Below are 11,808 nucleotides of genomic sequence, written 5' to 3'. Positions count from 1 at the left end.
TATGCATTTCAAACATTGTATTCTGTTACTTTTAGTTGTTGTGATGACAGCATGTCAAAGCCCATCACCCAAAACAACCCAAAATGGATTTGTCGCCATTGAACAATCGGTTTGGGAAAAATCTCAAAAACAAGTGATTGATAACATTCGAGATAGACAATTTGAATTAGCAGCCTCTCAGTTAGAGGCCATGATTTCCGGAGCCGGTGATGAGGATAGCCATTGGCAGTATATTCGTATGATTTTGGCGGTATTACCCGCTGAGTATGCAACACCACTCATCACACAAGCCAGCCAACAACCTCAGGTTCAGCAATCTTCAGATCATCTGTTGGGTTTCAGTCGACTATTTATGCGTCATAATGAAGTTGATAAGGCGATTACCATAGCCCAACAAGCTGTTGCATTAGATAAATCCGAAACAACCGTGCATTGGCAAGCTCGATTATTATCAGTTAATCAAAATTTTTTGGCGGCTGAACAGGACTACCAATGGTTGTTATCACAATCCCCAGCAAATGTGGATTATATCAGTCAATATGCCGCCTTGAAAATGCAACAAAATCAATTACAAGCCGCTGAAGACTTATTAAAGAATCACAGCGATGAGCCCCGTTTGCTATATCAATACATCTTGATATTACTGCAACAGGAAAAGATGGATTCAGCTAAGGATCAATACAAGACATTAAAAAGCCTGATAACTGACCAAGCACTCACTGCAGAGGAAAAGCTAGATTACGGTGAAGTGGCCATGTGGTTAGATGATTATGATACTGCGTTAACGCTTTTAAATGAGATTAAAGATGCAGAACATATCTATCCGGCTAAATTATTGTTAGGGCGAGTTTATATGGCTCAGAAAAATCCTGAACGAGCCATGGTGTTATTCAAGCAAGTACAAAACGCACCGCAACAACATGCAATTCCGGCATTCCAAATGGTTGCAGAATTTCACCACAGCCAGGGTGACTTAGAAAAAGCCATTACCGAGATATCCGAAGGTTTACGTTTTTTTAAAGAACAACCGGATTTACTGTATTTTCGAGCTTTAATCTATGCAGAGCAAAATAATGTGACAGATGCAGAACGGGATTTAAGAACCATTATTGAACAGGATCCCGAGCATGCAGATGCTTTAAATGCCCTCGGTTATACCTGGGCTGATAATGACATGAATTTGGATTTAGCGTTAGATTATATTAGTCAAGCCAACGAATTGAAACCTAATAATTCAGCGATTTTGGATTCCATGGGTTGGGTGCATTTTAAGCGCGGTGATTTGTTGAAAGCCGAGCATTATCTGCGTGAAGCACTTGCGCAGAGCAATTACAGTGAAGAAACCTATGAGCACTTAATCGAGGTGCTGGAGGCCCAAAACAAATCTCAAGAAGCAGATTTTATACGCCAAAAACAACAACAGCGACAGTCGGATAAGCCATAAAACCTGCGAAAACATGTTGTCGCTTAGATAACCCTGGAAAACTGTTGTTTAGAGGCGGGTTTTAAGTACGCATCAAACACCATACAAACATTGCGAATCAGTAAACGGCCTTTAGCGCTGACTTGAATGTTATCCTGAGTCATATCGATTAAACCGTCTTCTGCCATCGATTGTAAAGTGTTTAATTCATTTGCAAAATAATTATCAAAATTGATACCAAAGCGCTGTTCTAAATTATTTTTGTTTATAAGGAAATGACAAGATAAATCCTGAATCACCTGACGGCGAATAAGATCATCGTCGGAAAGACGATAGCCTTTCATAATGGGAATATGACCGTCATTTAACTGTTGATAGTATTTGTCTGAAGTTTTGATGTTCTGACTAAAGCTATTATTGAAAAGACTGATGGCGCTGACACCCATGGCCAATAAATCACAATCGGCATGGGTGGTGTAACCTTGAAAATTACGTTGCAAAGTACCATTTTGTTGTGCCAAAGCCAGTTCATCGGTGGGTTTGGCAAAATGATCCATACCAATGTAAACATAACCTGCGTCGGCTAACTTTTGGATGGTCATTTGCAGAATGTCTAATTTTTCGTCTGCTGAAGGTAAGTCCGCTTCAGAAATACGTTTTTGCGGCATAAATAAATGCGGCATGTGGGCATAGTTAAATACCGATAGCCGATCCGGTGATAATTCAACAATCTGTTCCAGGGTGTCTTCAAAAGATTGCAAGGTCTGAAATGGCAAGCCATAAATAAGATCCACGTTAATGGATTTGGCGTTGTGTGCGCGACATGCTTCAATAACGGTACGGGTCATGCTGATCGGTTGAATGCGATTGACGGCTTTTTGTACCTTTTCCTGAACATCCTGAACCCCCATTGAAAATCGATTGAAACCGGTATCGACTAGACGTTGAATGGTCGCCTCATCAGCTTCACGGGGATCAATCTCAATGGAATAATCACGGCGGTCATCATTTAATAAAGTAAAATGCTGATCAATTAAAGCCATTAATCGGTGGTGTTGCGGAGCTGTCAAGAAGGTGGGTGTTCCGCCGCCAAAATGCAACTGCTCGACGACGCGGGTGTCTGGAATATGGGCTGATTGAAGCTTAATTTCCTGCTCTAAAAAGTCTATGTAAGTATCAGCTTTGTCACGTTTTTTTGTGGTTATTTTATTACAGGCGCAAAAGAAGCACAGGGTATCGCAAAACGGAATATGAAAGTATAAAGACAGTGGTTGTTGAGCCGCAGTTTGGTATTGACTTTTCAAGTTATCTAAATGGGCTTGTTCGTCGTAACTGTCATTAAAGACAACGGCTGTCGGGTAAGATGTATAGCGGGGACCGGTTAAGTTATATTTCTTAATCAGATCCTTATCAAATTTTACAGTTAAAGGTTGTTGCAAGCTCATAATCCACGACTAAATTCACAAAAACGTCATTATAGGTGATTACAGTTTTGATATCATGATATGAGTCAATTTTAGGGCAAACGAGGCTTTGTTTTGCGGTTATTTTATCCCTGATTAGCCAGTAGCTGACTTGCTTTATTGGGGTAACATCGGCACAATAGCAAGCTTTCCTAAATGAGCAATTTGATGTCTGATTTTAAAGCCCTGGCAGTCCCCGGTGTGCAAAAATTAAAGCCCTATATTCCCGGTAAGCCCATCAGCGAGTTGGAACGTGAATTGGGTATTGATAACATTATTAAATTGGCTTCCAATGAAAACCCCTTAGGCCCGAGCCCTCAAGGTATGGCTGCCATAGAAAAACTGTTGCCCGAGTTGGCGTTATATCCAGATGGAAATGGCTTTGACTTAAAAAAAGCCTTGGCAGAAAAACATGGTGTCGGCATGGAGCAGATTACTTTAGGCAATGGTTCTAATGATGTTTTGGTGTTACTGGCAGAAGCATTTTTATCAGCGGCTCATAATGCCATTTATTCTCAATATAGTTTTGCGGTTTATCCGATTGCCATTCAGGCCATTGGTGCAACTCATAAAATGATTCCGGCTCTGGGTTGGGATAGTGAGTCACCTCTGGGATGTGATTTAGATGCCATGGTGGCAGCCATCGATGAGCAAACACGATTAATATTTATCGCTAATCCGAATAATCCCACCGGATCATTTTTATCAAAACAAGCTTTGTATCAATTTATCAGACAAGTACCTGAAGATGTGATTGTGGTTCTCGATGAGGCTTATTTAGAGTATTCACCAGAAGCAGAACGTGTTGATGGTAGTTTGTGGTTAAAAGAATTCCCTAATTTAGTGGTGACTCGAACTTTTTCAAAAGCTTATGGATTGGCAGGGCTTCGCGTTGGTTACAGTTTAAGCCATCCCGATATAGCCAATGTCCTCAATCGCATTCGACAACCCTTTAATGTCAATTCTTTGGCGCTTAAAGCAGCAGAAGCCGCCATCAATGATAATGATTTTATTCGTCAATCAATGGCTGTTAACAGTCACGGATTGACACTTTTGACGGATTGTTGTGATGATTTGAATTTGCGATATGTGCCATCAAAAGGTAATTTTTTGTTGATTGACTTTCAGCAGGATGCCATGCCCATTTATGAGCATCTTTTGCACAATGGTATCATCACAAGACCTGTGGCTAACTATGGCTTGTCTGACAGTTTACGCATAACCATTGGAACTGAAGCTCAGATGCAACGGTTAACTAAGCTATTACCAGCAGCTTGTCGTTAGTCCGATGCCTGATATAAATCCTCAAGATACGTTTCGGTTACAGTCTCCTTTACAGCTCAGAGGTGAAATAAGGGTTCCGGGTGATAAATCCATTTCTCACCGTTCTATGATTTTAGCAGCCATCAGTGAAGGTCAAAGCCATGTCTCGGGTTTTTTAGAATCTGAAGACTGCATCGCAACCATGCAAATTATGCAGGCATTGGGTGTTCATATTGAGGCACTTGAGGACGGCTATTTGGTGCATGGTGTGGGTTTACATGGATTAAAAGAACCTGATAAAGATTTGGATTGCGGTAACGCCGGTACCGGTATGCGTTTATTGTCGGGGTTATTGGCGGCTCAATCTTTTGCCAGTACCCTGGTGGGCGATGAGTCTTTGAGTGTCAGGCCCATGAAACGCATCATTGAGCCTTTATCACAAATGGGTGCAATGATAGCTTCAAACGATCATACTGCACCATTAAGATTTACCCCGGCAGTTGCTTTAAAGGGGATAAACTATATAAGCCCGGTTGCCAGTGCTCAGGTGAAAAGTGCCATATTATTAGCCGGTATATATGCCAACGGTAAGACCTCAGTAACGGAGCCTCTGTTATCACGAGACCATACTGAAACCATGCTACAAGGATTTGGTTGTGATGTTAAACGGGATGGTTTGACCGTGACCATTACGCCTCCTGATAAACTGGTCGCTCAAAACATCCAGGTGCCGGGTGATATTTCTTCAGCTGCATTTTTTATGGTATTGGGATTATTGCACCCACAAGCTGATTTTGTCATTGAACAAGTCAGCATAAATCCCACCCGATCAGCCGTCGTTGAGATTTTACAGCGCATGGGTGGTGATATTGAGGTATTTAATCAAAGTGAGCAGGGCGGTGAGCCGGTGGCTTGTTTACGGATTAAAAGCAGCGCATTACGGGGCATTGATATCCCGAGAGAATTAATTCCTTCTGCCATTGATGAGTTTCCCATATTATTTATTGCTGCAGCTTTAGCCAAAGGCACCACCCGATTGTCCGGTGCTGAAGAATTGCGTCATAAGGAAAGCGACCGCATTCATGTCATGTGTCAGGGCTTACAAATATTGGGTATAAACTGTCAAGAACAGGCCGATGGTGTCATCATTCACGGTGGTGAATTAACCTCCGGAATTGTCGATGGTGAAGGTGATCATCGATGTGCCATGAGTTTTCTGGTGGCCTCAGCGTTATCAAATAAAGCCATATCAGTACGCGGTTGTCAAAATATCAACACCTCATTTCCAAATTTTTTCCAGGTACTGAGGGATTTAGATGTGTCTGTGCAGCGGCCGCTCCCTGTGATTGCGGTGGATGGCCCCTCAGGGGTTGGCAAAGGCACATTATGTAGTCAATTGGCTCAATCACTTGGTTGGCATTTGTTGGACTCAGGTGCCATTTATCGCGCGCTGGCTCTGCAAGTGATTAATGATGATTTGGTTGACGCCGATGAAACAACCTGGGTTAATGCAGCCAACCAATTAGATTTGCGATTTGTGGTGACCGATAATGGCAACACCGAAATCTATTTAGCTGATAACAATGTAACAGCCCAATTACGCAGCGAACAGTGTGCCAAAGTGGCCTCACTGGTGGCGCCTGTGGCAGCCGTTAGACAAGCGCTTTTACACCGTCAACAAGCTTTTTTGAAACCGCCGGGGTTAGTGGCCGATGGGCGCGACATGGGTACGGTGGTGTTTAAAAATGCGCCCTTGAAATTATTTTTAACAGCATCTCCGACAATTCGTGCAGAAAGAAGGCATAAACAATTGCAAAACTCCGGCGTCAATGTTAAAATCCGCGACCTTTTAAAGGACATCGAAGCGCGTGATGCACGGGATTCAAGCCGCCGCGTGGCACCTTTGGTACCGGCTCTAGATGCCATTACCATTGATACCGGTGAGATGAGCATTGAACAAGTGTTTGAGTACGTGATGTCATTGGTTAATAAAACCATTAGCCAGTGACTTAGCAAGGCATTATTTCTAAACGATGTTGTCCTATTTTGAGCGGTTACTTTAGTAGCCACAACTAACGAGCATTGGTGCAAACTGATGCAGAAGACAAGGTAAACCTCAAGTCATAAGTTTACCGGAAAATTATATGAGCGAAAATTTTGAAACACTCCTCGACCAAGACCTGGCCGAAAAAAACATTGTCCCCGGATCCATTGTAAAAGGCACCGTTGTTGATATTGAAAACGGTTTTGCTGTTGTTGATGCCGGCTTAAAATCTGAAGGTGTTATTCCTTTAGAAGAGTTTGGTGGTGATGATGATTCCGTCAGTATCGGCGATATTGTCGAAGTGGCATTGGAAAAATATGAAAATGGTTTCGGTGAGACTGTCTTATCCCGTGAAAAAGCCAAACGTATGTTGGTATGGGATCAGCTACGAATTGCCATGGAAACAGATCAAATTGTTATTGGCCAAATCACCTCTAAAGTCCGTGGTGGCTTTACAGTTGAATTGAAAGACATCAGAGCGTTCTTACCCGGTTCGTTGGTGGATGTCCGTCCGGTACGCGATCCTGGCTATTTAGAAGGCAAAGACCTGGAATTTAAAGTCATTAAATTAGACCAAAAACGCAATAACGTGGTTGTTTCACGACGTGCAGTGGTCGAATCTGAATACTCTGAAGAACGCGAGAAATTGCTGGAGTCGTTGGAAGATGGCGCCATTGTTAAAGGTATTGTTAAGAACTTAACCGATTATGGTGCGTTCTTAGATTTAGGCGGTATTGATGGTTTATTGCACATCACTGATATGTCTTGGAAACGCGTTAATCACCCATCAGAAGTGGTTGAGATTGGACAAGAGTTAGAAGTGCGTGTCTTGAAATTCGATAAAGAAAGTCAACGTGTATCCTTAGGCCTGAAACAGCTTGGTGAAGATCCATGGAAAGATTTGTCACGCCGTCATCCTGTTGGTTCGCGCCACTTTGGTCGGGTTACTAACATCACGGATTATGGTTGTTTCGTTGAAATTGAAGATGGTATCGAAGGTTTGGTACACGTTTCAGAAATAGACTGGACCAACAAAAACATTAATCCGGCGAAAGTTGTACAACCGGGCGATGAAGTTGAAGTTTGTATTCTGGATATCGAAGAAGGCAAGCGTCGTATCTCTTTGGGCATGAAACAATGTAAGCCGAATCCTTGGGTTATCTTCTCTGAAAATGCACAAAAAGGTGATGTTATTGAGGGTAAAATCAAATCCATTACTGACTTTGGTATCTTTATCGGCTTAGAAGGCGGTATTGACGGATTGGTTCATTTATCTGATATTTCATGGTCTGATGCCGGTGAACAAGCCATTCGCAATTATAAGAAAGGCGACTTGGTGAAAGCCGTTGTCCTGATTATTGATGCAGAAAGAGAGCGTGTTTCATTAGGAATTAAGCAGTTAGAACAAGATCCGTTTGGTTCTTTTGTTGCCAACAATCCCAAAGGTTCTTTGGTAACAGGTGAAGTCATCGAAGTGGATGAAAAACAAGCGGTATTAGAACTTGAAGATGGTGTTAACGGTATCATTAAAGCTTTTGATGTAGCAAAAGAACGTACAGAAGATGTGAGTGAAGTTTACTCTGTCGGAGATAAAGTAGAAGCTAAATTTGTTTCTATGGATCGTCGTAAGAAAATGTTGGTCTTATCCGTTAAGGCCAAGGAAAATGACGAGTTAAAAGACGTTTTGGATGAATACAAAAAAGGCGCTTCAGGTACCACCAGCTTAGGTGACTTACTGAAAGAAAAAATGGACGATTAAAACGTTTATTATTAAGTTCTTAAAGGCGACTCTTCGGGGTCGCCTTTTTTATTTCTTTTTAAATTAGTCTTTATATTATTCTCAGTTTAGTTATAATTAACAAACAATGAAAGATTCCATAACCCGTTCAGAATTAATAGAGATTTTATCAGAGAAATTCGCGCAAAGTGAATTGTCGAAATCTGATGTCAGCCTGTCTGTCAAAGAGCTTATACAATATATGAGCACATCAATCTCGCAAGGCCAACGTATTGAAATACGCGGTTTTGGCAGTTTTACTTTGCGAGAAAGAAAGCCTCGTATGGGTCGAAATCCTAAGACTGGTGAGCCGGTTCCATTAGGTGCTAAATACGCGCCTCACTTTAAGCCTGGAAAAGATTTAAAAGAACGTGTTAAAGATCAAGTGGGGAAATGAGCTTAAGCCTATCTTGATTGAGCGTCATAGTCTAAAATATCCTGAGCCGCATCTGTTAATTCCGTTAAATAGACATCTAATTGATCAAAACAACCAGCTGCTAAATGTTGGCGGTAGTTATCAATTTTTTCAGCCAATGTAACAGCAGCACATACCCGTGTTGAGCCTAATAAATGATGAAGCTGATTATCCAATTCAAGCCATGAAGCTGATTGATGTAGATGTTCTATGGCAATAATTTCAGAGGGTAATTCTTCGATAAACAGTGTCCGTAATCTCCTAACGATTTTACTGTCCTCATGAGAAATGGACAAAGCCTTTGATTCATCAAATAAAGTTTTTTGCTTTTTATTGGTTTGATTGGAGACCTCTGTAATAAGCTGTTGTAAAGCGTCTTTGTTGATAGGTTTAATTAAGCTGCCATCAAACTGAGAATGGTCCGTATATTGAAATGTTTCTGCAGAAACCGCAATAATGGGTGTTTGTTTATAAGTGCTTAATTTTTTGATGTTGGCAGCTGCTGTGACGCCATCCATGGGTTGCATGCGAATATCCATTAAGATGAGGTCAAATTCCTGTTGTCGACAAGCAGATAAAGCATCAGCACCACTGTCGACTGCAGTGACATGGTGATGCCATTGGGTTAAAATAGTTTTTAAATATAAACGGTTAATGTGGTTATCATCCACCACTAAAATGTGTATTTGATTCATTTTTACAATTCCTTGTGTTGTTCTGAATAGTTAGAAGATTACCGATGAAATTAAAAAAAAGCAAGCAGGTTAATGATCAATAAACAACGATTAAAGCGATTCACCATGGAAGTTTTGTGTTTGCTATTAATATGTACTTCATATACTTTGTGGGCAGAAAATCCACAATTTCGTTTATCCGGATTAGATATTAAAAACCAGTCAGAACAGACTGTTATTACTGTCGATAAACTATTTATGGCACCGGACATTATTGTGGATAATATAAATTATCAGTGCCAAGGCAGCATAGCGGTTTATCCTTCCCACCATTGTCAACAGGCTAATCTGGCTTTTGATTTACAACAAAATAGACTGCAGTTAACCGGCCAAGTTCACTATGATGTGGTTAATCAAATACTTAATATAGATGCCGTTGACTCTGATAATACCATGGTTTTAAGTTATGACAGTGCTCGACAAAGACAAAACATAACGCTTAACAATTTACCGATAAAAAAATGGTTGCCACCCTTATTCACAGCCATTAAAAATAACCTGTCGGCAAATGCCAATGGTGATGTTTCTGTAAACTTAGACCAAGGAATTGTGGAAAGCATTAATGGTATTGAGTTTATGGGTTTGGATTATGAGCACAGTGATGATTTAATTGCTTTAGGGCTTAATGGTACAATGAATTTTATCTGGGATATGTCACAGCAGAATCTGACTGCTGAGTTAGTGATTGCTGAAGGTGAAGCACTGCTTAAACAGGTTTATATTAACTTCTCTGAATTCCCGTTAATTCTGACACTCAACATCGATATGAGTCATGATCAGTATCTTATTAACTGGGGACTTGCTCATCAAACAGCCTTTCAGGCATCTGGAGAGTTCAATCTTAACAGCAACTTTGATTTTGGGTTATGGCAGTTGCGTCTGGAAATTAATGACAGTGCCATGGTGAATAAGCACATAGCCAATAGTGTATTGGAAATTTATGGATTTAGTAAAAACCAGGCCAATGGCGGGTTTATACTATCTGTTACCGGTGAACACAGTCGAATTGACCATATAGTCACAGATTTTAAAGATTTTTCTTTTATCAATGAAAAGCGAAAATTAGCCATTATAGGATTACAAGGAAAGGTGGACTGGCAATGGCATCAGGTCAGCCAACCGTCCAATGTCAGTTGGCAATCACTTAGCCTATCAGGTTTGCCGATGTCTGCCGCAACCATGAATTTCAATCTCAGTGAAGATGTTTTTAGCTTATACGGGCGTCATCAATTTCCAATTTTCGACGGTGCGCTGGTGATTGATAGGTTAATTGTCAGTGATTTTATGGCTGAGACGCCGGCGTCTGTCAAAATGGATGCTGAAATAGAACCCATATCTCTGTTACCCATTTCTGAGGCTTTGAATTGGCCCGAATTAGCGGGACAGATTAGCGGTCAATTACCAGGTATGGTTAAATCCGGTAATGTCATTGAGTTTGCCGGTACCTTGCATTTATCCGTGTTTGATGGCTCCATTCGATTTGAAAACCTATCTATGGAACGTTTATTTGGCGTGGCACCGGTGGTTGCTGCTGATGTGGATATTGATATGCTGGATTTGGCATTATTGACAAAAACTTATGATTTTGGATTAATAACCGGTCGCTTATCGGGCAACATAAATCATTTGCGAATAACCAATTGGAAAGTGGATCGCATGGATGCCACCATCTACAGTGTTGCCGCTCCATCAACCAAACAAACCATTAGTCAACGCGCCATCGAAAATATTTCTGCCATTGGTGGCATTAAAGGTGCTTTATCCAGGACTTTTTTAAGGTTCTTTGAACAGTTTAAATATAAAAAAATCATGTTGAGCTGTAGACTTCATAATTCAGTATGCCAAATTGGTGGATTGGATAATCAAGATGGTCGTTTCACCATCATTGAAGGTGGTGGTCTGCCAAAAATTAATATTGTGGGTTATGCGCGTGAAATTGATTGGGATGTCTTTATCAGTCGATTGTTAAATGCCAGCTATGATTCGTAACAATGTTCAGATAAAGGTTTTTTTAATTCAGTCACCGTTAACCCCTTTTCGTTATAATAAGCTTTTTTAGAGGAGAGTTCCTATGAATAAATGGTATCGATCAACTGTTTTATTTAGTTTTTTAGTGGTGGCAGCTTGTGTCACCATCAATGTGTATTTTCCGGCTGCTGAGATGGAGTCAGCTGCAGAAAAAATTGTGCGTGATGTGTTACAAGAAGAACAGCAAAATAGTGACCCTCAGGATAACCCGCAAGGCTTTTATAACAATAAATCGAAAACTTCATTTTTAGCGGCCATTAATCCAATCAACTTTATTATAGGCAGTGCCCACGCTCAGCCGAGTGCTGACATTACATTATCGTCACCGGCCATTGATGCCATTACTGCTCGTATGAAGCAGCGCGTGAGTGATTATTTGCGTGAATATTTAAATAAAAATGTGGTGGGGTTCAGCAATGATGGTTTGGTTGAAATTGTTAATATTGATCAGTTAGATTTAAAAGACCGCCAAGCAGTCAAAAAAGTGGTGGCCGATGAAAATCGTGATCGCATTGCTTTATACCGTGAAATGGCAATTGCCAATGACCACCCTGAATGGGAAGATCAAGTGCGACAAGCTTTCGTCAAGCAGTGGATTGCGCAGGCACAATCCGGCTGGTTGTACCAAGATAATTCCGGTCGATGGGTGAGTAAATAAGTT

General features: G+C 41.0%; 9 protein-coding genes and 1 pseudogene. 8 read left to right on the top strand and 2 right to left on the bottom strand.

The features are described from left to right. Positions 1-43: 43 nt before the first annotated feature. Positions 44-1,444 (top strand): tetratricopeptide repeat protein, encoded by a 1,401-nt coding sequence (locus OS173_RS05435; RefSeq protein ID WP_267183252.1) that lies wholly within the window; start codon positions 44-46, stop codon positions 1,442-1,444. 23 nt (positions 1,445-1,467) lie between these two features. Here the strand turns inward: OS173_RS05435 and hemN are convergent, their stop codons facing one another. Beyond that, positions 1,468-2,868: an oxygen-independent coproporphyrinogen III oxidase gene (gene hemN, locus OS173_RS05430; RefSeq protein WP_267183251.1), complete on the bottom strand. Its 1,401-nt coding sequence runs from the start codon at positions 2,866-2,868 to the stop codon at positions 1,468-1,470. A 186-nt stretch (positions 2,869-3,054) separates the two neighbouring features. Between hemN and hisC the strand changes: the two genes are divergently transcribed. The 5 genes and pseudogenes from hisC to OS173_RS05405 all read left to right on the top strand — a co-directional run bounded on the left by hisC (position 3,055) and on the right by OS173_RS05405 (position 8,367). Continuing rightward, a complete protein-coding gene (gene hisC, locus OS173_RS05425) occupies positions 3,055-4,170 on the top strand; it encodes a histidinol-phosphate transaminase (protein WP_323373174.1) in 1,116 nt (371 codons plus the stop codon). Positions 4,171-4,174: 4 nt separating this feature from the next. Beyond that, positions 4,175-5,452: pseudogene (gene aroA / locus OS173_RS13395) on the top strand (3-phosphoshikimate 1-carboxyvinyltransferase); the annotation flags it as partial. A gap of 15 nt (positions 5,453-5,467) precedes the next feature. After that, positions 5,468-6,157, top strand: a complete 690-nt coding sequence (cmk, locus tag OS173_RS13390) for a (d)CMP kinase (RefSeq protein ID WP_456085700.1) — start codon at positions 5,468-5,470, stop codon at positions 6,155-6,157. A 136-nt stretch (positions 6,158-6,293) separates the two neighbouring features. Continuing rightward, a complete protein-coding gene (gene rpsA, locus OS173_RS05410) occupies positions 6,294-7,952 on the top strand; it encodes a 30S ribosomal protein S1 (protein WP_267183250.1) in 1,659 nt (552 codons plus the stop codon). A 118-nt stretch (positions 7,953-8,070) separates the two neighbouring features. Then, entirely contained in the window at positions 8,071-8,367 is a 297-nt protein-coding gene (locus tag OS173_RS05405) for an integration host factor subunit beta (protein WP_267183337.1), read from the top strand. Between the two features lie 8 nt (positions 8,368-8,375). Here the strand turns inward: OS173_RS05405 and OS173_RS05400 are convergent, their stop codons facing one another. Further along, complete coding sequence (locus tag OS173_RS05400; protein WP_267183249.1) at positions 8,376-9,080, bottom strand: response regulator; 705 nt, start codon at positions 9,078-9,080, stop codon at positions 8,376-8,378. A gap of 72 nt (positions 9,081-9,152) precedes the next feature. Here OS173_RS05400 and OS173_RS05395 point away from each other — a divergent pair, with 72 nt between their 5' ends. Then, a complete protein-coding gene (locus OS173_RS05395; protein ID WP_267183248.1) occupies positions 9,153-11,108 on the top strand; it encodes a hypothetical protein in 1,956 nt (651 codons plus the stop codon). Between the two features lie 82 nt (positions 11,109-11,190). Then, the gene (locus OS173_RS05390) at positions 11,191-11,805 is read left to right on the top strand and encodes a DUF1318 domain-containing protein (protein ID WP_267183247.1); all 615 of its coding nucleotides are present in this window, start codon (positions 11,191-11,193) and stop codon (positions 11,803-11,805) included. Positions 11,806-11,808 lie beyond the last annotated feature (3 nt).

Origin of the sequence: Marinicella gelatinilytica (assembly GCF_026410405.1) — a bacterium.
In the GTDB taxonomy this organism is placed as follows: Bacteria; Pseudomonadota; Gammaproteobacteria; order Xanthomonadales; family Marinicellaceae; genus Marinicella; species Marinicella gelatinilytica.
This window is presented reverse-complemented; position numbering and strand designations above follow the sequence as displayed.

What these genes read in the sequence shown, in the direction of transcription:
- OS173_RS05435 (WP_267183252.1), top strand. Translation starts at nt 44, where the DNA reads ATGACAGCATGTCAAAGCCCATCACCCAAAACAACCCAAAATGGATTT.
- rpsA (WP_267183250.1), top strand. Translation starts at nt 6,294, where the DNA reads ATGAGCGAAAATTTTGAAACACTCCTCGACCAAGACCTGGCCGAAAAA.
- OS173_RS05400 (WP_267183249.1), bottom strand. Translation starts at nt 9,080, where the DNA reads ATGAATCAAATACACATTTTAGTGGTGGATGATAACCACATTAACCGT.
- OS173_RS05395 (WP_267183248.1), top strand. Translation starts at nt 9,153, where the DNA reads ATGATCAATAAACAACGATTAAAGCGATTCACCATGGAAGTTTTGTGT.
- hemN (WP_267183251.1), bottom strand. Translation starts at nt 2,868, where the DNA reads ATGAGCTTGCAACAACCTTTAACTGTAAAATTTGATAAGGATCTGATT.
- hisC (WP_323373174.1), top strand. Translation starts at nt 3,055, where the DNA reads ATGTCTGATTTTAAAGCCCTGGCAGTCCCCGGTGTGCAAAAATTAAAG.
- OS173_RS05390 (WP_267183247.1), top strand. Translation starts at nt 11,191, where the DNA reads ATGAATAAATGGTATCGATCAACTGTTTTATTTAGTTTTTTAGTGGTG.